This is a genomic window from Rarobacter faecitabidus, assembly GCF_006716265.1.
In the GTDB taxonomy this organism is placed as follows: domain Bacteria; phylum Actinomycetota; class Actinomycetes; order Actinomycetales; family Cellulomonadaceae; genus Rarobacter; species Rarobacter faecitabidus.
Genome location: NZ_VFOS01000004.1, coordinates 199,434 through 223,110 on the forward strand (window position 1 = coordinate 199,434; position 23,677 = coordinate 223,110).

At 67.4% G+C, this 23,677-nt stretch carries 17 protein-coding genes; 9 read left to right on the plus strand and 8 right to left on the minus strand.

What is annotated here, in order from left to right:
* Positions 1-286: 286 nt before the first annotated feature.
* Both FB461_RS11040 and FB461_RS11045 read right to left on the minus strand, forming a co-directional pair.
* On the minus strand, positions 287-1,639 hold the full coding sequence (locus FB461_RS11040; protein WP_142122056.1) for an FAD-binding oxidoreductase: 1,353 nt from the start codon (positions 1,637-1,639) through the stop codon (positions 287-289).
* A 429-nt stretch (positions 1,640-2,068) separates the two neighbouring features.
* Entirely contained in the window at positions 2,069-2,371 is a 303-nt protein-coding gene (locus FB461_RS11045; RefSeq protein WP_170222733.1) for a GNAT family N-acetyltransferase, read from the minus strand.
* A 53-nt stretch (positions 2,372-2,424) separates the two neighbouring features.
* On the opposite strand from FB461_RS11045, the gene FB461_RS11050 reads away from it, so the two are divergent.
* The 3 genes from FB461_RS11050 (at position 2,425) to FB461_RS11060 (ending at position 7,030) form a co-directional block, all read left to right on the plus strand.
* The gene (locus FB461_RS11050; RefSeq protein ID WP_246046221.1) at positions 2,425-3,732 is read left to right on the plus strand and encodes an MFS transporter; all 1,308 of its coding nucleotides are present in this window, start codon (positions 2,425-2,427) and stop codon (positions 3,730-3,732) included.
* A gap of 257 nt (positions 3,733-3,989) precedes the next feature.
* Complete coding sequence (locus FB461_RS11055) at positions 3,990-5,765, plus strand: pyruvate dehydrogenase (protein WP_211349909.1); 1,776 nt, start codon at positions 3,990-3,992, stop codon at positions 5,763-5,765.
* Positions 5,762-7,030, plus strand: a complete 1,269-nt coding sequence (locus FB461_RS11060; RefSeq protein WP_246046222.1) for an MFS transporter — start codon at positions 5,762-5,764, stop codon at positions 7,028-7,030. Before FB461_RS11055 ends, FB461_RS11060 begins: the two co-directional genes overlap by 4 nt.
* 153 nt (positions 7,031-7,183) lie before the next feature.
* Here FB461_RS11060 and FB461_RS11065 read toward each other — a convergent pair whose 3' ends face one another.
* The 4 genes from FB461_RS11065 to FB461_RS11080 form a co-directional block, all read right to left on the minus strand.
* Positions 7,184-8,356: a VIT1/CCC1 transporter family protein gene (locus tag FB461_RS11065; RefSeq protein WP_246046223.1), complete on the minus strand. Its 1,173-nt coding sequence runs from the start codon at positions 8,354-8,356 to the stop codon at positions 7,184-7,186.
* Positions 8,357-8,368: 12 nt separating this feature from the next.
* Positions 8,369-8,743 (minus strand): A1S_2505 family phage non-structural protein, encoded by a 375-nt coding sequence (locus tag FB461_RS11070; protein WP_142122061.1) that lies wholly within the window; start codon positions 8,741-8,743, stop codon positions 8,369-8,371.
* A gap of 220 nt (positions 8,744-8,963) precedes the next feature.
* Positions 8,964-10,730, minus strand: coding sequence for a thiol reductant ABC exporter subunit CydC (gene cydC, locus FB461_RS11075; RefSeq protein WP_170222734.1), 1,767 nt, complete (start codon positions 10,728-10,730; stop codon positions 8,964-8,966).
* Positions 10,727-12,433, minus strand: a complete 1,707-nt coding sequence (locus FB461_RS11080; protein WP_142122065.1) for an ABC transporter ATP-binding protein/permease — start codon at positions 12,431-12,433, stop codon at positions 10,727-10,729. The genes cydC and FB461_RS11080 overlap by 4 nt, the downstream gene beginning before the upstream one ends.
* A gap of 176 nt (positions 12,434-12,609) precedes the next feature.
* Here FB461_RS11080 and FB461_RS11085 point away from each other — a divergent pair, with 176 nt between their 5' ends.
* Together FB461_RS11085 and FB461_RS11090 are read left to right on the plus strand one after the other, a co-directional pair.
* Positions 12,610-13,821: an isochorismate synthase gene (locus tag FB461_RS11085; RefSeq protein WP_211349910.1), complete on the plus strand. Its 1,212-nt coding sequence runs from the start codon at positions 12,610-12,612 to the stop codon at positions 13,819-13,821.
* Positions 13,822-13,923: 102 nt separating this feature from the next.
* Positions 13,924-14,121 (plus strand): hypothetical protein, encoded by a 198-nt coding sequence (locus tag FB461_RS11090; RefSeq protein WP_142122069.1) that lies wholly within the window; start codon positions 13,924-13,926, stop codon positions 14,119-14,121.
* 90 nt (positions 14,122-14,211) lie between these two features.
* Here FB461_RS11090 and FB461_RS11095 read toward each other — a convergent pair whose 3' ends face one another.
* Both FB461_RS11095 and FB461_RS11100 read right to left on the minus strand, forming a co-directional pair.
* The gene (locus FB461_RS11095) at positions 14,212-16,794 is read right to left on the minus strand and encodes an immunoglobulin-like domain-containing protein (RefSeq protein ID WP_170222735.1); all 2,583 of its coding nucleotides are present in this window, start codon (positions 16,792-16,794) and stop codon (positions 14,212-14,214) included.
* Positions 16,795-16,983: 189 nt separating this feature from the next.
* Positions 16,984-17,379 carry an NUDIX hydrolase gene (locus tag FB461_RS11100; RefSeq protein WP_142122073.1) on the minus strand — a complete coding sequence of 132 codons (396 nt, stop codon included), beginning with the start codon at positions 17,377-17,379 and terminating at the stop codon, positions 16,984-16,986.
* Between the two features lie 106 nt (positions 17,380-17,485).
* On the opposite strand from FB461_RS11100, the gene FB461_RS11105 reads away from it, so the two are divergent.
* The 4 genes from FB461_RS11105 to FB461_RS11120 all read left to right on the plus strand — a co-directional run.
* On the plus strand, positions 17,486-18,025 hold the full coding sequence (locus FB461_RS11105; RefSeq protein WP_246046224.1) for a low molecular weight protein-tyrosine-phosphatase: 540 nt from the start codon (positions 17,486-17,488) through the stop codon (positions 18,023-18,025).
* Positions 18,022-19,200 (plus strand): pyridoxal phosphate-dependent aminotransferase, encoded by a 1,179-nt coding sequence (locus tag FB461_RS11110; RefSeq protein ID WP_142122111.1) that lies wholly within the window; start codon positions 18,022-18,024, stop codon positions 19,198-19,200. Before FB461_RS11105 ends, FB461_RS11110 begins: the two co-directional genes overlap by 4 nt.
* 71 nt (positions 19,201-19,271) lie before the next feature.
* On the plus strand, positions 19,272-20,327 hold the full coding sequence (locus FB461_RS11115) for a LacI family DNA-binding transcriptional regulator (protein WP_142122075.1): 1,056 nt from the start codon (positions 19,272-19,274) through the stop codon (positions 20,325-20,327).
* Between the two features lie 204 nt (positions 20,328-20,531).
* The coding region (locus FB461_RS11120) for a hypothetical protein (RefSeq protein ID WP_211349911.1) at positions 20,532-23,677 on the plus strand (3,146 nt) is incomplete at its 3' end.

Here is a 23,677-nt window from a genome sequence, read left to right on the forward strand (position 1 = left end):
CGGCCTCTCCGTATCACCAGCAAGACGCTCGTCTCTGGGAAGAATTCGCCGTCAGAACACCGGTTGGGGTTGCCGAACACCCGTTCTTCCCGGTGTCGAACAGCCATAACGGGTGTCGGGCCGAACGGTTGCGGGCTAGGAACGGCGGGCCAGGGCCGGTTGCGGGCTAGGTAGCGACAGGGGCCGAACGGTTGCGGGCTAGGAACGGCGGGCCAGGGGCGGTTGCGGGCTAGGTAGCGACAGGGCGCCGCAGCGACAGCGCCGCCACGGCCGAACGCCAACAGAGTCAGCGCTGCGGGTCGCGGTTGGATCGGATCAAGGCGTCGGGGTTGAACTCATCACGTACGGCGAACCACTTCGAGATTGCCTCATCGTCATACGCGTCGCGATAGTCCTGGCCACGCGTCAAGAAGGACGCCACAGTCCTCGGCTTGCCCTCGACTTCAACGATCTCGCCGAGTCGGGCATACGCCCGGTCCACACGCTCGTCGCCCGGCACGGCGGGTCCGACGCCGAGCACCAGGTGCGGATCGGTCAGGGGACCCGCGATCGCGGAAACGCCCGGCTCCTCGGCCAATCGCCCGCCGAGCAACCGCACTTGCACGTTGCGAAGCACCTGGCCGTCGGCCGATTCGAACAATTCCACCAGTTGATCGATCATCGCCCGGTCTACGGTTGCGAGCCGGGAGAAGTCACCGGATGCCGACGGCTTGGTGGGCTCGTTCACCACCTGGTGCACACCGGATACGGCAAGGTGTCCAAGGGCGTCGTCCACAATCGGGTGGATGTCGCCACGAATCGCGTCGAGCGTCCGCATGTGCTCACTCTCGCTGTCGAAGCCGAACACATCGATCGACACAAGGCGGACGCCCTGCAGCATAGGGGCGATGTCATCGCGCTTGGGAACCTGTGTCAGATTCACCGACATGTTCAGCGCCGAGTCGGCATCCGCGCCGTTCGACAGCACGGCATCGAGTACGTCTCCGGCCTCGTCCAAACCGAAGAGCAGCTTGCCGCCATAGACGTCCGCTGCTGGGAAAAGGTCGATCTCGACGGCGGTGACGATTCCGAACGAGCCGCCAGCACCTCGCAGCGCCCACATGAGCTCGCCATCGGTGATGCGATGCGCAACTCCATCGGCGGATATCAGCTCGACAGCGCGCAACGCCCACGCCCCCAAACCCGTGGCGCGACTGAACAACGAGACACCGCCCGCGAGCAGGTATCCGACGACACCCACGGAGGGGTTCGAGCCGAATGCGGCGACCAGTCCCGTGCCATCAAGTGCCGCGGCGACCTCTCCCCAGCGCACCCCCGCCCCGATCCGCGCAGTGCGAGCCTCGACGTCGATCGTGAGTTCGTCGAAGCCGCTGGGTCGCAGCACGATCATGCCGTCGAGTCGATGGTTGGCGCCGTGGCCGGTGAGTTGGGTCGTTACCGACACGCCGTGGTGGCGGGCGATTGCCAGGACGGCGCGGACCTCGTCCGCCGTGCCCGCTGTCACCACGGCCAACGGCGACTGGTGAACCGCAATGTTCCAGGGCTGAGAAGCTCGGAGCCAGTTCACGGAGTCCGGGGTTATCGCCTGGTAGCCCAGGGACTGGACGAGTTCGGCTACCACCGGTTGCGGCTGATTCATCGCTTCACCTTCATCGCACTAGACAGCGCGTTCAGCCTACCGCCGAACGGCCTCCGGCCGAATTCCACGCCGCTAAATGGCTGGCAAAGTGCGCGAATCGGACTTTTCGGCGCGTGGCGCACCACCCGAGATGGCCCCGCCTGCCCGAGGGGTGGGCCGAGCGGGCAGCCAGTCCGCTGACCGCAGCGCACATTGCGAGCGCGCCAAGCGGGGTCATCGCACCCGCGCAGTAACGCGCGAATCGAGGCGTGGTCCGAGCGGGCAGCCAGCCCGCCGACGTCAACCCGCCAGGCGAGGGCGTCGAGCGCGCCCGGGCGAGGGCGCTGAGCCCGCCGCGAGCGCGTCCGGGCGAGGGCGCTGAGCCCGCCGCGAGCGCGCCGGGCGAGCGCCCCGAGCGAGGCGCCCGCACCCGCGCGGCAACGCGCGAATCTAGTCGACGATCAGTTCGGCGTACTGCGGGTTTCGGTCGACGAAGGTATCGATATAGGAGCAGCGAGGTACGACCTGCTGCCCCTGTTCTATGGCGTAGTCGAGGGCAGCACGCGCGAGGCGTGCGGCGAATCCGCGTCCTGCGAAGGCAGGCGAGACGACGGTGCTCAGGATGGTCATCGTGATCGCGTCCGCGTCGTAGTCGAGGTGGCCCACCTCGCCTTCACCATCCAACGTGGCGGTGAACCGTTGACGGTCTTTGTCGTGGGTCACGCTCAATTCGGCAGGGGCTGCAGTGCTCATCCTCACATTCAACACGGGATCGCCGGAATTGTCTCGCATGGGACAATGGCGTGGTGTCGAATCCCATGGACGGGGGGCACGAAACGCCCGCGCCGGCCGATGAGAATTCGGGTCGGCGCCGCCGCTCGAACCCGTATCTGAGTATCCTCAGCCGCCCTGGCGCAGCCAGCTTCAGCGCTGCTGCGGCGATCGCGCGTCTGCCGATGTCGATGATCGGCCTCGCCATCGTGCTCATCATCGAGCGCTCCTACGGCTCGTACGCGGCTGGCGGTCGCGTCTCGGCCGCGTATCTGATCGCGGCGGCGGCCGCGGTGCCGCAGATCGCGCGGCTCATCGATCGGCGCGGCCAATCCCGCGTCATGCGGCCGCTGGTCGTTGCGAACGGCATCTTCGTGATCGGTCTGGGATTTGCCATCATCGCGGGCCTGCCCGAGCCAGTCCTGTGGCTGCTCGCGGCAGGCGTGGGTGCCACGGTCGGCGCGTTCGGCGCTCTCGTACGTGCGCGCTGGACTTTCACTCTCGGCGATTCGCGCGCGCTCCACACCGCATTTTCGCTCGAGTCGGCGCTGGACGAGTTCATCTTCGTCATCGGGCCGACGCTCGCCACAGTGCTCGTGGTCCAGGTGTGGCCACTGGCGGGCCTGCTGGTCCCTGCCGTGGCCGCCGTCGGCGGTGGCCTGTGGTTCTGCTCGCAACGCGCCACGGAGCCGCCGGTGGCCTCGTCCCGAGCAAGCGGCGGCGGTCGCGCGGGCTCGGTCCTGCGCAACCCTGCACTGATCGCCCTGTCGGCCATCTTCTTGTTCATCGGCGTCGTGTTCGGCAGCGTCGAGGTCACAACCGTGGCGTTCGCCAAGGAAGTCGGCAGCGAGTCGATGGCGGGGGTCGTCCTGGGGATCTTCGCGCTGGGTTCCATGCTCGCTGGCCTCGCGTACGGCGCGCGACACTGGCGCTCGGCGCTGACGACCAGGTTGCTGGCCACGCTGGTCATCCTGACCGCCGGCATGTCGGCGCTCCTGCTCGCAACCTCGCTGTGGCACGTCGCACTGATCCTCCTGCTCGCGGGCGTCTCCATCGCCCCGACCTTGATCACGGGCACGTCGATCGTGCACACCGTAGTCGGCCAGGGCCAGCTCACCGAGGGCCTGGCGTGGACCTCCACCGCGATGACTATCGGGGTCTCCGGTGGGACGGCCGTGGCGGGCATCCTGATCGACGGGCATGGCGCCCGGGCCGGCTATCTCCTCACGTCGGCGGGCTCGTGCGTGGCGCTCGTCCTCGCCGCGCTGGCCGCCGCGGCGTTTGCGCGCCAGGAGCGCAGGCGCAAGGACGAGTCCTCCGTCGCCAACGCCAATGGTGATTAGTCAAGCGATTGTCCACATCCCCTCATGTCGTGACATATTGGGGAAAAAATTAACCCGATTGAGTCAATAAGAGGGCAATTCAACAGGCGAAGACGCTCAATAGATGGCAATGTGGCGAATGAAACACCGTGCGCGCATGAAAGATCCCATGAATTCCGCCATACTTGAAACGTAAGGCACCGACGCTTCGTGCAAGGTAGCCATCCGCGCCGCCCCCGCGAAGCCCAGGTGACCAACCCGATCAACCTGGAGACCCAGTGGCCAAGAATCAAGTGCGCGGCGACACCGTCGCCGATCTGCTCGTCAACCAGCTCCTCGCGGCCGGCGTCCGGCGCATCTACGGGATCGTGGGCGACAGCCTCAACCCCATCGTGGACGCGGTGCGACGTTCCAACAAGAACGGTGAGGGCATCCAGTGGATTCACGTCCGCCACGAGGAGGCCGCCGCATTCGCCGCGGCTGCCGAGGCGGAGGTCACGGGCGAACTCGCCGTCTGCGCGGGCTCCTGCGGCCCCGGCAACCTGCACCTCATCAACGGGCTGTACGACGCCAACCGATCACGTGTCCCCGTGCTCGCCATCGCTAGCCACATCCCCAGTGAGCAGATCGGCACGAGCTACTTCCAGGAGACGCACCCGGACCGCATCTTCAACGAGTGCTCGGTCTACAACGAACTCATCTCCAACCCCGTCGCCGCCCCGCGCGTCATCGCCTCGGCTATCCACCACGCCTATGCGGCACCGGGGGTCGCCGTCCTGACGATCCCAGGAGACACAGCCGCCGCAGACGCCCCTGCGGGCTATCCCATCGACCTCTCGGAGCGCACCCCCAAGCCACGCATCCTCCCCTCCCCGGATTCCCTGCGGGCTCTGGCGGATGCCATCAACGAGGCCAAGAAGGTCACCATCTTCGCCGGGGCCGGCGTCAAGGGCGCGCACGACGAGGTCGTGGCGCTCGCTGACCGTATCGCGGCCCCCATCGGCCACTCGCTGCGCGGCAAGGAGTTCATCCAGTACGACAACCCATTCGACGTCGGCATGTCGGGCCTGCTCGGCTACGGTTCTGCCACCGCCGCGATGCACGAGGCCGATCTGCTGATCCTGCTCGGCACCGACTTCCCCTATGACCAGTTCCTCCCCTCGGATGTGCGGACCGCCCAGGTGGACATCCGCGAGGAGGCACTGGGGCGGCGCACCCGCCTCGACCTCGCCGTCGTAGGCGACGTCAAGGAGACCGTCACCGCCCTGCTCCCGCTCGTCAACAAAGCCCGCTCGCGCCGCTTCCTGGATGGCCAGGTCAAGAAGTACGAGAAGGCGATGTCCGGCGTGGTCGGAGCCTATAAGGGCAAGAAGGCGGAATCGCTCAAGCCGATCCACCCGGAGTACGTGGCGGACATCCTGTCCGATGTAGCGGCCGAAGACGCCGTCTTCACCGTGGACACCGGCATGTGCAACGTCTGGGCAGCCCGCTACCTGCGGGTCAACGGCAAGCGCCGCGTCATCGGCTCGTTCCTGCACGGGTCCATGGCGAACGCGATGCCGATGGCCATCGGGGTCGCCGCCGCCAACCCCGGCCGGCAGGTCATCTCGATGTCCGGCGACGGCGGCTTGTCGATGCTCCTCGGCGACCTGATCACGCTGCGCAACTACAAACTGCCCGTCAAGGTCGTCGTGTTCAACAACGCCTCCCTCGGCATGGTGAAGCTCGAGATGCTGGTCAACGGCCTACCGAGCTTCGGCACCGATGACGAGGGCGTCAACTACGCCGACATCGCCAAGGCCATCGGCATCCCAGCCGTGCGCGTCGAGGACCCCAAGGACGTGAAATCGGCCCTAGAAGGCCTCCTCAAGCAGGACGGCCCCGCCCTCATCGACGTGCGCACCGACCCGAACGCCCTGTCCCTTCCGCCCAGCATCACCGCCGATCAGGTGACCGGCTTCGCGGTCGCGATGAGCAAGGAAGTGCTCGGCGGCGGGCTCGGCGAGGTCATTTCGATGGCCAAGTCGAACCTCCGGAACATCCCGCGTCCGTGAGCGCACTCTTCCCCGTCCCGCGCCCCGCGGCGTGGCGACGGGTCGCTCTTGCCATGTTCGCCGTGGCCTGGGGCGGGAACGAGTTCACACCGCTCCTGGTCATGTACAAGGTGGACCACGGGCTGTCGACCGCGACCGTAGACGTGCTGCTCGGCGCCTACGTGCTGGGAATCATCCCGGCGCTCCTGCTGGGCGGCCCGCTCTCGGACCGGTTCGGGCGGTCCCGACTCATGCTGCCCGCACCGCTGTTCGCCGTCGTCGGTTCCCTGGTGCTCGCGGGCGGCGGTTCGCAGTCGGCGGTGTTGTTCGCCGGCCGCGTCTTCTCGGGTATCGCACTGGGCCTGGTGATGGCGGTCGGTACCGCCTGGATCAAGGAGCTCTCTCAGGCTCCGGCCAGTCCGAACACCTCCCCCGGGGTGGGCGCCCGCCGCGCCGCGCTGAGCCTGACCATGGGGTTCGGGCTCGGTGCCGTCGTCGCCGCTGCCCTTGCCCAGTTCGCTCCGCGCGGCGACGTGTATCCCTACCTGATCAACGCCGCACTGTCCCTCGCCAGCTTCTGGTTCCTGCTACGCGCACCGGAGACGCGTGAGGAGCAGGTTGGCGGGTCGCTCATCGCCGACCTGAAGGTACCCTCGTCGCGCCACCGGCGGTTCCTGCTCGTCGTCCTCCCTGCGGCGCCCTGGGTGTTCGGCACGTCGGCCTGCGCCTATGCCATCATCCCGACGCTCTTCGCCGACCAGGTGGGTGACCTGCGCGTCGGCTTCTCCGGCCTGCTCTGCCTGATCGCGCTCGGCTGCGGCTTCGGCATCCAATTGATCGCGTCCCGCTTCGACTCGGACCGCTCCGCGCGGGGAACGGGCGTTGGCCTGGGCGCGACGACCCTGTCGATGGCGGTCGCAGCGATCGCGGCGGGGAACTCGTCCATCCTCCTGGCCATCGTCGCGGCCGCCATGCTCGGCGTGTCCTACGGGCTGCTGCTCGTCGCAGGGCTGTCCGAGATCCAGCGCATCGCCGGCCCGGACGATCTCGCCGGGCTCACTGCGGTCTACTACTCGCTGACCTACTTGGGCTTCTTCATCCCGGCGATCCTGGCCGGGCTCGACATCTGGTTCTCGTACCGGCAGATGTTCGCCGCCGGTGCCGGTATCGCCGCGGTTTCCCTCGGCTTCGTAGGCCTGTGGTGGGCAAAGCATCTGCCCGGCCCGGTGATTGAGGACGAGTTCTCCGTCGCACACGATGCAGCGCCCGTACGGGTCGACGCCTAGGTGCGGGGGTGCGGGACACGCGCGCCCGGAACGGTGGCCTGGTTCGATAGCCATCGCGTTGCGCGTGAGTGGCAATACGATCTTCGCCGTACTGCTCGGAGCGGTCCTGCGGCCCACACGGCTCAATCGGGATGGGTCGCCCCCACCCGGCAATTATCCGGTCGCCACGCCGAACAAGGCGCCGAGCGCGTAGGTGACACCAGCCGCGCCGAAGCCGATCAGTACCTGTCGGACGGCACGGCGTAGCGGCGGACTACCTGACAGCAGTCCCACGGCGGCGCCGGTCAGCGACAGCGCCAGGCCGACCAGGACGGTTGCGACGACTACCGCCGCCAGCCCGGTCATGCCGAACAGGTAGGGCAGGATGGGAATCAGCGCCCCCGAGGCGAAGAAGCAGAAGCTCGAGATGGCAGCGCCCCAGGCGGTGCCGTGCGCCTCGAAGTCAGCCGGGTCGGGAGCGGGTCCGAGTCGGGTCGAGGACGAGTAGTTGGCAATCACGTCCTCGGCCTGCGCCTGCGCATCCGCCTCACTCATGCCGTGCGCGCGGTAGATGAGGGCGAGTTCATTGGCGTCGACGTCCAGATCGGGCACGCGCTGAGCAGCCGTGACGGACGGTGTGGAGGCCTCCAGGAGTTCGCGCTGAGAGCGCACCGACACGTATTCACCCGCTCCCATCGACATAGCTCCTGCCAGTAGCCCAGCGACGCCGGAGAGCAGCACCGTCTGATTGCTGACGCCGGCCGCGCCGACACCGAGGATGAGCGCCAGGTTGGACACCAGCCCGTCGTTGGCGCCGAAGACCGCGGCGCGGAACGTGCCGGAGAGCTTGGTGCGGCCGCGCTCGGCAAGCGCCCGCACCACTTCCTCGTGAATGTGCTCGTCGGCCGCCATCTGCGCGGTGGCGTCCAGATCGTCATCGTACTTCGCACGCGCCTCGGCCTTCTGCGCGAGCGCGAGCACGAAGATGCCTCCGAAGTGCCGGGCCAGGAATCCCAGCAGGTGCGAGCGAATGAAACCTCGCCGCGCGTTTGTGGCGTGATCCCCCAGCAGTTCGAGCCAGTGCGCCTCGTGGCGGCGTTCGGCTTCGGCGAGCGCGAGCAGGATCTCTCGCTCCTCACCGCCGACCTTCGCCGCCAGATCTACGTATACCCCCGCCTCGATTCGCTCGTCGACGAGATTCCGCTGCCAGCGCCGGACCTGTCGTCGGGATGGGGAATCGGCGCGCCCTGCCCGCGCGGGCGACGCCTCGCTCGGTGACGCGGCAGGCTCGCTCCGCGACGCGCCGGGTTCGATGAGCGAACGGGTTGGCTCAGTGGGGTCGGTCACGCGGCGGACGTCCTAGTGGGTCTGGAAGGAGGCGGGTAGCACCACGTTGTCGCCGTGATGCGTGAACAAGGATGCCACCTCGGTCACGGGATAGCCCGCTATGCCGGTACCCAGCCGGGAGACCCAGAAGGTCAGATCCGGATGCTCGGCCGCATACGCGAGGAATCGCTCGACCGCGGCTCGCATCTCCTCCCAGCCGGACATGGTGTCGATCGCGTAGCAGCGGCCGGTTGCGCCATCACCAACGCCCCACTCGGCACCAAAGTGCTGGTGGGCGTAGCGGGCCGCACCGCCGCCGTGGAATCCCGCCTTATTGGATCCGAAGACGAAGATCGTGTTGTCAGGGAGCTCGGTCACCGGCTCCGGTGTGACCGTTACGTCGACCATGATGACCATTCCTTACCAGTTGCTCTCGGGCCGGCATGCCCGAAAAGTCCTTAATTGACTCAATCACGCTCATTTCGAGAATCCCAGGGACCACGGTCCCGGTGCAACTACCGGCGCCGTGACTTACCTCGCATTTGCACGCGGAGAGCAAACCGTGCGGGCTCTGCTAAGGCGCGATTCGCCAACTCTATCCAGGCCAGCGTGCCCGGCACCAGCGCAATCAGTCGCGATTCGCCAGCGCCCGGAACTGCTCGTTCCCAGCGAGGTCAAGCAACGAGCCCTGGGCCACGACGTGCCCGGCGTCGAGGACAACGACATTGTCGGCCCCCTGGACGGTCTCGAGCCGGTGCGCGATGATCAGCGTCGTGCGTCCTCGCTGCAATTCCGCGAGCGCGGCGCTCAGCTCAGCCTCCGTCTCCCGATCGAGCTGGCTGGTGACCTCGTCGAGGATGAGGATGGGGGCGTCGCGCAGCAGGGCACGGGCGATGGCGATCCGCTGCCGCTGGCCGCCGGAGACTGCGGTCCCGAGCTCGCCCACCTGGGTGTCCAGGCCATCGGCGAAGTCGGCGGGGTCGAGCGCGGCGCGCTGGCACGCGAGCAGCAGGTGCTCATCGCTGGCCTCGGGCGTCGCCACGCGCAGGTTCTCGGCGATGGATGCGTTGAACAGGTAGGGGCGCTGTCCCACGATTCCCACTGCGGCACGCAGGTCCTCATCGGCGAGTTCGCGCACGTCGACGCCGCCGATGCTGATCCTTCCCTCATCCGGGTCGTAGAAGCGCGCGAGAAGATGGGCGAGAGTCGACTTTCCCGAGCCGGACGCGCCGACGATCGCGGTAGTCGACCCCGCGGGCAGGTCCAGGGTGATGCCGCGGACGGCAGGTTCCAGCCCGCCGGCATAACTGAAGGTGACGTCCTCGATGCGGACGGCGGGACACTCGTCCTCTCCCCAGCGCGCCGCATCGGGCAGCGGGACCGGGCGCACGGGCGCCGGGGTCGCGGGACGAGCCTCGGTGATCTGCGCAACTCGGGCGGCCGATGCGAATGCCTGATCGAGGTCGGCGCTGAACTCTTCCACTGCGGTGACCGCGGGCAGGGTGCCGAGGACGACACCCACGGCGAGTGCCAGGTCGTACCAGCCGTAGGCACCGGCTGCTACCTCGCGGGCACCGACCAGGATGATCGCACTGACCGTCGCGGCACAGTCGGCGGCGATCAGACCGCGGCGCAGGGCCACGATGCTGCCCAGGGTTGTCTGATCGGCGCGCAACCTCTCTCCCCACGCATCCTGCTCGGCGCGGCGACGGTGCTCGTAGCCGAAGGCAACGATCTCGCATGCTCCCTGCACCGAGTCCGTTACGTGCTGCGCGAGTTCGCCACGCTCGTGCCGCAGACGCCGGGCAGCCCCGAGGGCCCGCTTGGACTCGATGAGCGGGAAGATCAGCCCCACGATGAGCCAGCAGCTCACCGCCGCCGATGCCACGCCGACGGACACGGCAGCCGCGAGCCAGACGCCCATCCCGAGCGGCACGATCACCGCGGTTGTGGCCGGGCCGAGCGTGTGCGCGAAGAACACTTCGATCCGGTCAATGTCGCGGGTCGCACGCGAGAGCAGGTCGCCGGTCCGCCGGCCTTCGGTGGCCGTCGGTGCCTGCGGTTCGAGCCGGCGGAAGAAGTATGTGCGCAGCGTCGCGAGGGCTTTGAACGCCACGTAGTGCCCGAAGAACTGCTCGAGGTAGCGAGCGAATGCCTTGATCAGCGAGAGGACGACGAGGAGGGTGGCGACATGCCCCAGCGACAAGGTGCCGCCCAGCGCGCTCGCCGCGGCGTACGTGCCGAGGCCGATGATCGCCGCCCCCGATACCAGCCCGACGATGCGGAACAGGATCGAGGCGCCGAGCGGGGGCAGCACGGTCCTCGTGCGGGTGAGCAGCCATCTCGCGAGTGAGCGCCGGTCCCAGGCGATGGGTGCGGACGATTCCTCCGTCACTTTGCCGCCTCCGTTCCGCACTGTCCATACGTCGAGGCGCTGATTGGCAGCAACCGCCCGTCCCGCAATTCCAGAAGACGATCGGCCGCTCTAGCTGTGCGGGCACGGTGCGTGACCGAGATGACGGTACGGCCCGCGCCGAGGCGGGCGAGGGCGTCGAGGATGGACCGCTCGCTAGCCAGATCGACGTGACTGGTCGGCTCGTCGAGAAGCAGAATGGGTGCGTCCTTGAGGATCGCTCGCGCAATCGCGACGCGTTGCGCCTGGCCACCCGAGAGGGACAGCCCTCGCTCACCGACCTGCGTTTCCAGGCCCTCCGGCAGGCCGGTCAGTTCTCCGAGGTTGGCCGCCTCGAGCGCAGCGCGCAAGTCATCATCGCTCGCTGCGGGGGCAGCGATGCGCAGATTGTGCGCCAGGCTGCCGGTGAACAGGTAGGTGGTTTGAGCCACGACCGCGCACTGCTGAGCGGGCCAGCCCTCGTAGGCCTCATCGAGTGCCGTACCCGCCACCAAGACGCTGCCTGCGGTGGGAGTGACGATGCCTTGAATGACGGCCAGCAGCGTTGATTTGCCGCCGCCCGAGGGCCCCACGATGGCAACGTGCTCGCCCTGGCCGATGCGCAGATCTATGCCCCGCAGCACCTCGGTGTATCGTCGCCCATCGCTCGAATCGGAGTCGCTCTCATACCCGGCCCGAACGCCCTTCAACTCGATAACGGGACCATCGCGCGGCCCGGCGGGCGGCGCCGGATCCGCAGCCACGTGATGACCTGGTCGTCCCGCGTTGACAGGCCCCGCAGGGCTGTCGTCGACGAACGCCTTGATTTCGCGCTTGGCGGCCATGCCGCCCATGCCGATGTAGAAGAACTGACCGATCCGGTCGAGGGGTTCCAGCAGGAGCGTGGAGAGCAGCACGAGTGCGACCGCCGCTCCGGGCGTGATGTGACCGTGTGCTCCGCGGCTGATGGCGAGGCAGACGGCGACGGTGATCATGCCGAGCGAGAAGGCGGCGTCGGACACGAAGAGCACCAGCTGGTTCCCGGCGAGCAGGCGCATGACGTGACGGCGGACGTTCTCCGCCTCGTGCGCGAGTTGGTCACCCGCGCGCCGCCCTGCCGAGAGTGACCGTAGCGTCATCAGACCTTGTATCGAGTCGAGGTACTTGCCGGCAAGCCTGCGCGCGGCAGCCCGGTACTTCGTGGACACGCGACGAAACGCTCCCTGGAAGCCGCCGATGACGAGGGGGATGACGGGGACTGCGGCGAGAAGCCACAGCGCACTCGTCCAGTCGATGACGAAACCGATGATCGCGATCACCAGGACCGGGCTAGTCATGGCTGCAATCATCGGACCGACGAAGGTGACCTGATAGTTGGCGAACCGCTCCACACCGTCAGTGGCGGTCGAAACCGTCTTCCCCGTCCACTGAGCACTGCGGCGCGCGCCCGTCGTGGCGAGCACGGCACGCAGGATCTGGTCGCGCTTGCCCATCTCGAGGGTCGCGAGCTGGCCCGGCCAGCGAACCATCAGCAACCAGGATGCTAGGCCCGCAAGCACCGGCCCGGCGAGCAGTCCGATGAGCGGCCAGCCATCGATCGGGTTCCCAAAGCGTATGCGATCGAACGAGGCACCGGCGGCAAGATACGTCAACGCCAGCCCGACCGTGCTGGCGAACGACAGCAGCACAGAACGGATGGTGGTCACGAAGGTAAGCCTAATCTCGACATCGGCAGGCACGAGGGACGCTAGGCCTATGAGTACCGCGCAGCTGGTTGCGCACCGGGGCCGCGAGCCCACTGCGTCGATCGTGGCTGACTTGCGCTACCGTACCCGCGTAGCGAATTGTGGAGATGGACGAGGCATCGACGGGAGGAACGCGAGTGAGTTTTTCGGTTTCCCGCGGCGGCACCTGGTGGTCCGCGGCGGATGCTGGCGGAGTCTCGCTCCCTTCCATCGACCCGGAACTCCCGGACATCCTGGTAGGCGCGCTAGCCCGCCTGGCCGTTCCCGCTGGCACTGTCGCTGACGGCGCGTTGGCCGTTCCCGATGCCCCGGGGGGCACGATGACCAACGGGCTGCTGGCGGCCCACGAGGCAGCGCCAGCGGACGGTGGCGAGCCCCTCGATGGCACCGGTCCGGTGGCCGCGGGCTACTTCGGCTTCGAGTCGGACGCCCCCGCGGTGTTCGAGGTCGCCTCGTCCCTGAGCCGCGGGCCCGTGCCACGACCCAATCCCCAGCACGTCACCGCGGTCACCGCCGTACCGGCTCGCGAGGACTACGAACGCGCCGTTGCCGACGTTCTCGGCGATCTGACCGGTCCCGGACCGCTGGCGAAGATCGTGCTCGGCCGCTGGGCCGACGTGGAGGCCGATCGCAAGATCGATACCGTCTCGCTCGCGGCGGCGCTCGCGCTCGGCAATCCCGAGGCGACGGTAATGCGACTCGCGGCCAGCACACCCGATGGCCCGCAGACTTTGGTGACGGCCACTCCCGAACTGCTCATAGCCAGGCGCGGGCGCCGCGTCACGAGCAGGCCCCTTGCCGGATCGGCGGTGCGGCACCCGGACCCGGTGCGCGATGCCAGGCAGGCGGAGGCGCTCCTGGCCGACGCGAAGAACCTGCGTGAACACCGCTTCGTCGTGGAGGCGATTGCCGACACGCTGCTCCCCCTTTGCATCGATCTGCGGGTTCCGGGCACGCCAGGGCTCGTCAGCACGCCAGCCATGTGGCACCTGGCAACCGAGATCACCGGCACGCTGCGCGATGATGTGAACGTCGCCGCGCTGGCTCAGCTGCTGCACCCCACCCCCGCTGTGGCGGGCACGCCGACTGACCTCGCCCGTGACCTGATCGCGCGCCTGGAGACCCGCCCCCGCGGACCTCTTACCGGCGCGGCAGGCTGGATGACCGCGACCGGAGATGGTGAATTCCACGTTGTGATCCGCGCGGCTCTCGTCGCGGGGAACCGGGCACGACTCTTCGCCGGAGCGGGAATCGTAGCCGGCTCGGTCCCCCGGGACGAGGCGCTCGAGACGGCGGCGAAGATGCGGACCGTGCTCACGGCCCTGGGGCTATCGCAGTCCATCGAATGACATCGCGCTACCCTCTGCGGTTTTCGCAATGCGGGCGTAAAATTAAAGTCACCGCCACGATATCGCGGACACCTCGTCCGTGATAGAGGGAAGGAGCCGAAGATGTCTGAACCAAGTGTCACACCGGCAAACACACCGCTGTCTCTTGCACCGTCGATGGATTCGTCGGGCGCACCGCGCGTGAAGCGCAGTCCAGGAATTGAGGGGCCTGACTCCTCCCGATCGGCGGGCGTCTGGCTCGGGGTTCTCGGCATCATCGCCGCAGCAATCGTGATCGGCCTAGTGATCTCTCAGTTCTGAGAATTTACGCCGCGTAAGTGCGCGGCGCTGACCGGAGGCGCGGACAATCTGGCATGCAGGGGGTGTCAGATCGTTCGCGCCTCTGCCACGTCACCGCACGCGCGTCGTCTTGACCGCCGACTTGGATGACTTGAAGTTCTTGGTCGCCACGAACGCTATTCGAACCTTCGCCTTCTTCCCCGCCAGGGTCGTCGGTAGCGCCTTCTTGGGTAGCGTGATGGCCTGCTTCGCCTTCTTGAGCGTTGCGGTCTTGACCAGTTTCTTGCCCACGTAGACGCGCACCTTTCCGCGCGCGGAGACGCTCGCACCCGGGACCTTGACGGTCACAGTGACCTTCGCGCTCTTTCCCGCTTTGACCTTCTTGGGCACCTTGACGCTGACGGTGGTCGGTGCGGGCAGTACCTTCAGCGTGATCGATTTGTCGACGGCCACGGCGCCGTCGATGTTCAGCCGAATGGTCACGCTGTGCGTTCCAGCCGCCAGGGTGGCTGGGATCGCCGCCGTGCCCCGGCCACTGTGAACCGGAGATGTGCCCGTCTTCTTCCCGTCGATCAGGATGTCAATGCTCCCGGAGACGTGCTGCGTCTCGGCGCCCACTCGGACGGGGATCAGGACCGCCCGGCCATAGGTCGAGGTGTACGAGTTGGCACCCGTCTGAGTCAGTGCCAACGAGCCCGGCTTAGTAGCCCCGCTCCCGCCGGTCGATCCGGTTCCGCCCGTTGTCCCCGTACCGCCTCCGGAACCGGTGGGCGGATCGATCACGATGGGGGCGAGCACGCGGATCACCCGCTGCACGGTCGCAGTATTCCCCGCGGAATCCGCCACCGAGTACGTGAGCGTGTAGTCCCCGGGGGTTGCCGTGTCGACGCTACCCGCGATGGCCACCGCGCCGGTCAGGTCGCCGTCGACCAGGTCGCTGGCCCGAACACCCGAGCGCGGATCGAACGAGGCTCCCTGCGGCAGGTCCGCCCCGCCTGGAACGGTGAGCGTCGGCTTTGTGGTGTCCACGACGGTGATGATGCGGCTCGCCTGCACGGAATTTCCGGCGGTGTCGGACACCGAGTAGCTCAGGGCATTGCGGCCCGGCCAGTTCATGTTCACGGAACCGTAGACCCGGATCCTGTCGGTGATGTCGCCATCGCCGTCGTCCATGGCGGTAACCCCTGCCCTGGCGTCGAACGCGAAGGCTGACTTGGCCTCGACCGTGCGGTTGGTCGCGCCGGAGATGACAGGTCCGGCCGCGTCCGGCAACGTGACCCGGATGACGGCGCTGGCGTTGTTGGCGGCGATCGAGACCACCTTGATGCGCACCTTGCCGTTGCGCGTGACGAACTCCTCGCCCGCTTTCCACGAACTCCGGCTAAGCGAACCGGTCTCCATCGTGATCGGATTCTGGCCCAGCCGGTTGCCGCCCAACCGGTGCCCTCCCTGGCTCGTATCGGTGCCGATGCGCAGGATCCGCACACCGTAGTCGGAAGTGATCGCACGCGGCCAGGTGTCGTCCGTCACCCGCGTGTTCGGGAACGAGAAACTGGGTGCGTTCAGGCCATTCCAGTAGGTGGCGGATCGCCAGTCGGTCGGCTCGGAGCGGAGTTCGACGTAGTACGGCCGGCCATTCTCGGGATCGATGATCTTGATCGACTCGAGCGCCTCGTCGCCGGCGTTCTTGTTCGGCTTCATGTCCAGGGGCTCGATCGTGAACTCGCGCGTGCCGCCGGTGACCGTCACCGTCGTCACGGTCCGTCCGAGCACGCCGAGTTTGTCCTTCGCGGAAGTGGAGATCTGCGGCACGCCGCCATCGTCGTTCCGGCCCATCGTGTCAAAGAAGTCGCCGTATTCCTTCGCTGTGCAGCCGGCGTTGTCGACCAGTTCGCCGTTACCGTCAGTGCAGTACACGCCGTGGCTGTGCCGCAGACCGAGGTTGTGGCCGAACTCGTGGGAGAAGCCGTTCTTGGAAAGCAGGTGCTCCTGACCGGACCCGTCGAAGAGCGCGAACACGTTTCCGCCGTGATTCAGGCTGGCGACGCTGGGGGCACCGGCCAGGCCAAACGTGCACGTCGTGCCGGAGATCTGCGGCCAGATCGCCATGATGTGCTCGCGATCGTTCAGGTTTCGCCCACCCAGCACGTCCGTCTTCGCGCGCGCCCACAGGCGCCCGATGCTGTTGTCCACGTCGCTATCGCTGTTGTTCGTGCAACTGTAGGTCGACGGCATCTCGATCCGGTTGATCGATTCCACCTCGAGCTTGATGGCGCCGTTCGTCATGTCCTGCCAGTAGCTGGAGATGCTGTTCGTAGAACCCTCGAAGAACGCGCGCAACTGGGCATCCGTGGCAGGGTTCGGCGGCGGGCTGCCGGCCTTGGTGAAGTACACGACGCGCAACTTGTGGATCAGCGTCGTCTCGCCATCGGCCAACTGCTTCTTCTGCTTGGAGCTCAGTCGCTTGTCCGCCGTCGACTCCGTCTCCACGTAGTCCTTGTTGGCCCAATACGCGTCCGAATCCTGCCCCAGCGCGTTCCCGTCGGGATCCGTCACGTCGGGGTCGGCGATATCGATATCGGCGTCTTCGGAGTCGGTGGCGGTCGCATGATCGTGTCCGTCGTGCGCGTCGGTGTCGACCACCGGGGCGGCCATGGTGACGGGCGCGACGGAGGGCTCGTCAGTAACTGCCAAAGCGGGCGATGCGAGCCCTAGCGTCGCGAGCAGAAGTGCGCAAGAAGAAATTGCCGCGACGTTGCGGCGAACCTGAGGTCCCATAACCCGAGAGCGTACCACCATAATTCAGGGCTGTCGCGGCATCCTGCCAACGTTGTCAGGCCGGCCCACACTAGCCCCGCTTCGCAGCGTCCCGGCGGCGCGGGACTACGCGACGGACGGCAGTACGAAGTCGCGCAGCAGGGGCGCGACCGGCAGCCCCTCGTGCCCGGCGGGATCGACCCACTGGACCTCGTCGATCTCCGCCGACGCCCGTGGTGTGCCCGGCAGCAGCGCGGAGAACACGGTCGCGATGACGTGGTGATCGGGCTCGTTCGCCGCCAGCGCCGTCCACGTCCCCAGCCAGGCCAGATCGACGAGGGCAAGCTCGAGTCCGAGTTCCTCGCGCACCTCTCGCACGGCAGCGCTCGCGAGCCCCTCGGTCGGCCGCAGTTTGCCGCCCGGAAGGATGAAGCGCGCGGTCCCCCGCTTGCGCACGGTCAGCACGCGACCGCTGTCATCCTGAAAGCACACCGCAGCCACAATGATGCGTTTGTCAGCCATCGAAACCCCTTCCGCAAACCTGCTGTCCCCACAACAGTGCCGCACGAACATGGCTAGTTGATTCCCGCTACGTAACAAGCGTGTGATGCCCTGGGACAATGGAGGGATGGACCGTATCCGAATCATGACCGTCTGCACAGGGAATATCTGCCGCTCGCCCATGGCCGAGTCGGTTCTGCGCTCGGCCATGGGCGAAGCCGGACTCGGCGAGCTCGTGGACGTCGACTCGACCGCCATCACGCGCGAGGAGGTCGGCAGCGGCATCGACCGGCGGGCCGCCCGCGTGCTGACCGCGGCCGGGTTCGATCCCCTCGCAGGTCACCGGGCGCGCCTCGTCACCGCTCAGCAACTGGGCGAGCGTGACCTGGTCCTACCCATGACCGCCCAGCATGCGCACTACCTGCGGCGTGTGCGGCCGATCGGCACGCGCACGCCCGTCATCCGCATGTACCGCACGTTCGACCCGGCCGTGACCGCGACCGATGTCGCGGCCGATCTGCGCGCGTGGGACATCGCCGACCCCTGGTACGGCGGCCCCGACGACTTCGACATCACGCTGGACGAGTTGCGCGCCGGCGCGGCGGGGATAGTCGCGTGGGCGCGCAACGCGGCGGAGCGCACTGGACTGTCGAGGGCGACGCGATGAAGGTATCGGCTCGCTCCGAGGTTCCGGCGTTCGCCGTCATGGACATCCTCGCCGCCGCCAAAGCACGGAAGGCGGCCGGGCAGGACGTCATCTCCCTGTGCGTCGGCGAGCCCGTCAGCGGGGCGAGCGAGGTCGTGCGGCGCCGGGCGATCGAGTTGCTCGAAGCCGGCGATCTGGGATACACCGAGCCGTTCGGCGCGCCCGTGCTGCGCAACGAGATCGCGCGGCACTACGAACGCTGGTACGGATCGAGCGTCGACCCGGCGCGCATCGCGGTCACGACCGGCTCATCGGGCGCGTTCATGATCGCGTTCCTCGCAGCGTTCGATCCCGGCGACGTGGTGGCGCTCGCGCGTCCCGGCTACCCCGCCTACAGCAACATCCTCACGGCCCTGGATTGCGAAGTGCTGGGCATCGAGTGCGGTCCCGAGCAGGACTATCGCATCGGCCCCGGCGAACTCGATGCGGCACTGGCCCGGCGCGGTCGCCTCGACGGCCTGGTCCTCGCCTCACCCGCGAATCCGACGGGCACCATGATGACGGCGGAGGAACTGGACGCGGTGGCCGCCTGGTGCGCCGCGCACGACGTCCGCCTGATCAGCGACGAGATCTATCACGGCATCGTCTACGACACCGCGCGCTGGCCCGGTGCCAGCGCCATCGACCACGTCGGCTCCGGCGCGGTGGTGGTCAACTCGTTCTCCAAGTACTGGGCGATGACGGGGTGGCGACTCGGCTGGATGGTGCTGCCCGCCGACCTGCTCGGCGGCGCCGAGGTGCTGACCGGAAATGTCGCACTGTGCCCGCCGTCGCTCGCGCAGTTCGCGGCCGTGGCCGCGTTCTCGGACGAGGGCTACGCCGCCGCGCAGCGCGACGTCGAACAGTACGCCCGAACCCGCGAAGTCCTGCTCGCGGCGCTGCCCGAACTCGGCTGGCGCGAGGTGGCCCCGCCCGATGGCGCGTTCTACGTGTACGCCGACATCGGGGACTTCGGTCTGCCCGCAGCGGAGTACTGCGCGCGGCTGCTCGCCGAGGCCGGGGTCGCGCTCGCCCCGGGCACGGATTTCGACGTCGTGGCCGGTGACAGGTGGGTGCGACTATCGCTCGCGGCCGGTGAGCGTAACATTGTGGCAGCGATCCCGCGGATTGCGACGTGGCAGGCCACGCTGGGCTAGATGGACCACTACCGTGACCCGGCACAGTATCGCCTCGGTCATAAACGACCGTTGAGCATGGAGGAGTTCGGATGAGCGACGAGTCGATCGCAGAGGCACCTCTGCGCCGCCCGACCATCGCCGACGTTGCCCGGCGCGCCAAGACCTCCCGAGGCACGGTCTCGTTCGTCATCAACGATCGCCCGGGCGTGGCCCCGGCAACGCGCCAGCGCGTGCTCGACGCGATGAAGGAGCTCGGCTGGCGACCGAACCAGTTGGCGCGCTCCTTGTCGACCCAGCGGGCATACGCGATCGGCTTCATCCTGGCGCGCGACCCTCGCGCCCTCAGCTCCGATCCCTTCTTCGCCCCCTTCATCGCGGGCATGGAGTCGCGGCTGGACGAGGTGGGGCAGTTCCTGATGCTCCGATTCGTCGCGGACACCGACTCGGAGCGCGCGGCCTACGCCGACCTCGCGACCCAGCGGCGCGTCGACGGATTCGTCCTGTCGGACCTGCGGGAGGATGATCCGCGCATCGAGTTGCTCAGTTCGTTGCAGACGAACGCCGTCACGCTGAACGTCACCGACAAGACGACGACCTTCCCGGCCGTTTCGCGCTCGGACGAACCCGGCGTCGCCGATGCCGTGAACCATCTCGTCACACTCGGGCACACCAAGATCGCCTACGTGAGCGGCCCCGGGCGTTACCTACACGCGATCCGCCGCCGGGCAACGTGGCAGTCGGCGTTGGCCGCGCACGGGATCAGCGCTGGGCACTCCATCCAGTCAGACTTCACTGCGGCGGGTGGCTCGTCGGCGACCGCGGCCCTCTTGGACCTTCCCGCCGACGAGCGGCCAACCGCGATCGTCTACGCCAACGACCTCATGGCGGCGGCCGGCATGTCGTATGCGATCAGCAAGGGCGTGCGCGTGCCGGATGAATTGTCGATCGTCGGCTACGACGACTTCGAGTTGTCCGCGTACCTGTCGCCCTCGCTTACGACGGTACGCACCGACCCGATGGCGTGGGGCGTGGCCGCCGTGGACCAGTTGCTACGCATCATCGACGGTCGCGAGACCACGAACATCGCCCTGCCTCCGCCCGTGCTGGTGGAGCGCGGATCGACTGGCCCGGCGCCTAGGCCGTAGTCCGCTCACCTAGCGCAGGGCGAACCGCCGTGCGCGGCTGGGCGAGCGTCCTGCGACGCAGGGAGTTGATGCCGCCGAGGAATGCCGCCGAGGGCGGGAATTCGCCAGCCGAAGCGTTTCGTTGACACGTCCACCCTTAACCGGTTTACAATGACCTATCCGGCCGCACGCCGCCGTGCGCTGATTTGTAGGAGAAACTCACCGATGAGACGACTAATCAAGCTTCCCGCGATGCTCGGCGCTGCCGCGCTGCTCACCACTGGGCTCGCGCCAGCAGCGTTCGTACCAGCAGCGTTCTCGGCCCCCAGCGCGGCCGACACGGCCCAGGCGATGACCACTGCGACCCTTGCAGACTCGAGTGCCGCCCAGCAGCGCTGGCTATCCGTCGCCGAGTCGCGCACGGTGCTCAACCCCTACTATTTCTCCGACGCGGCGGACGGCACGTCCGAACTGTCGTACACGGGCGGCAACAACCTGCCGCTCGCTACCGCGTTCTACGCGCACGACAAGGCACTGCACGTCAAGGAGACGCTCACCACCTACGCGAGCGGCGAGGCTCCACCGCAGGACCTCATCAACGAGGGGTTCGACGCCCAGCCCTCGGGCTGGATACTCGGCAATGCCGCGGCGAACTATGCGGGCGGCAAGGTCACTGTGTCGAACTCCGGCGCCCAGTGGGGCTATCTGGCGACTCCGGAACTCGCGCTGAACCCCGCCGTCCACTCCAAGCTCCGCATCAAGATCGATGCCACGAGCCCGGCCACGGTCGGCAAGTGGGGCATCAAGATCAACCCGGTGGGCAGCGGCGACGACCTGTCCCCCGCCCTGCAGCCGGACACGACCAGCACCGGGGAGTTCACCTACGACCTCGGAAAGTACTTCGCCGAACAAGGCAAGACCGGCATCCAGAACGTGCGGATCCGCATCTGGGCCACGACCTACGAGACCGGCCAATCGACCGTGAGCTACACGCTGGACTCCTTCCGGCTGTACCGCGGGGCGACCCCCGAGGACGGTCAGCTGGTGGTCGGTGCCAACGAGTTCGACAGCAGCAGCGGCTGGACCACGTCTGACCAGAATCCGCCGCTTGCCCTATCGACGAGCGGCAGCAAAGGCACCTTCTCGCTGCCCGCCAACAGCCCGCGCGACTACGACTTCCTGCTGTCGGGCGGCACGTCCCTGAACCTGGACCGCACCCCGATGCTCACGGTCAAGGTCGACAGCAGAACAGGCGGTCAGTGGGCACTCAAGGTGTCCGATCAGTCCTCCGGCGCCAGCGACAAGACCATCCAGGCCGACACAGAGGCGACGGGCACGTTCTCGTACAACCTCAAGGACCTCACCGGCTGGACCGGGACCAAGACCGTTTACTTGAAGATCTTCCAGGTCGGCAAGGGCACGTCCACGACGTTCGACCGCTACGCGTATCACTCCGGCGGGACGAGCGCGGCAGTCGCGACCGCCACCAGCGTCGACTACACCTGGGACCCGGCCGCCGACTATTCCACCGGCCACTACGGCTCGGGCGACATCAAGGTGAGCGACTACTTCTCCGCTGGCCACCTGGACGGAACGGTTCGCAAGATCGAGACGTCCGTGGCCGGCAACGCCATCGTGGCGGGCGTCATCGAGAGAACAGGATCGTCCTACGACGCCACGACCAACGTCATCACGATTCCGGGCACTTGGGCCACGCGGGCAATCGCGCTCCCTGCCGGTGCGACCGTTCAGTTCTACGCCTCGAAGCAGGCCTTCGTTGCGGGCTCGAACCCGTCCGCGAGCGCCCCGACCGGCACCGGCTTCTGGGCGGCGACCCTGCCCGCCGGCACCAGCCCGACCTATGTCGGAATCGGCTGGGCGGTCAACACCGGAAAGAGCGACGATCACGAGCTCGCCGACCTGCCCGTCTGGACCAACCCCTACCCCGGTGGCGCAGCGGCCGAGGCCGCCAAGTTCGCCACCGATTCCAGGGACGAGGGCTCCGCGGGCATCGACCACTGGGCGGCGCACTGGGACGACTACATGGGCCGGGTTCCCGAGGTTCAGGACTACTCGATCCAGCGCGTCGCAACGGGCGGCATCACCGCCGCTCAGATGGAGGCGTTCTACTACCGGGCGTTCCTCAACCTGGAGATGAACGTGCTTCCGGCGACGCCGGAGACCGGCAACGACTACCTGCAGGTCGGCACGGGTAAGCCGTCGCTGTGGATGAGCGGCACCCCCGGCACCCGGAACGTCGCCTCGTGGGACTCACTGCTCGGCATGCAGCAGCTCGCCTACACCAACCCCAATGCCTCCTGGGATTCATTCATCGGCATGATGAACGCCGTCCAGATGTCCGGTCCCGCACCAACGGACGCCAATGGCGTAGCTGCCAAGGGCGCGCTGAAGGGCGAGTCGCTGCCGAGCCGCAAGGCGCAGACTGCCTGGATCCTGTACTCGGTCACTGGCGATCTGACGAAGCTGGAGTCCGTATACGACCAGTTGCAGGCCAATCTGATCTGGTCATCACACAACATGCGCTGGATCTACGGCTCCAACAACTACACGGACGAGCGCGACTCCGAGTTCGTCGCCTCGCTCATCTACGACCTGAAGTTCGGCGCGCGCATCGCCGAGCTGCTTGGCCACAGCGGCGACGTCACCACCTTCAACAATCTGATCTCCACACTCACGGACGACTACGAGGATTGGTTCTTCCCGACCCCCGGCGGCACTGCCCCAACGTTCCAGACCGTGCAGAAGGTGTTCTTGGATTCGAGCCGCACTTCGAGTCCGTGGTCAGATCCCACCGAGGGCAGCGACTACCGCGACCACAAGAACCGCTGGGTGAAAAACGGCTGGTCCTTCTACACGACCACAGCGCTCGTCGCCCACGATCTGGAACCGGAGTTCAAGGCGAAAGTCATGAACCGGTTCATGAAGGACTACAAGGCGAACAGCCAGCTCGCGGGGCTCGGTGACTTCGCCGTCAAGGCGCCTGACATCCAGCTCATCACCTATGGCCTGCTCGATGCGGCGGCTTGGGGTTCCGGATCGAACGCGGGGTACTCGTGGCCCGCGGTGACGCGCGCGGATCTGATCGACGCGGCGACCGTGCTGGTGAACGCGTTCAACCGCGACATGGTGAAGTCCGGGTTCTTCGCCGAGGTTTACGAGCAGACCGATCCGGGCACCGACGTGTCCGCACCGATCAAGTCGCGCGGCGTTCGGCCCTCCCTGTTCGGCGTCTCGCACTACATCGACAACGTGTGGATCGCGAACGGATACCGCGTGGACGAGGGCGACCCCACGTTCGTTCGGCTCAGCGGCGCCACCGGCGGGCTGAAGGGCCTGACCTACATGGGCAA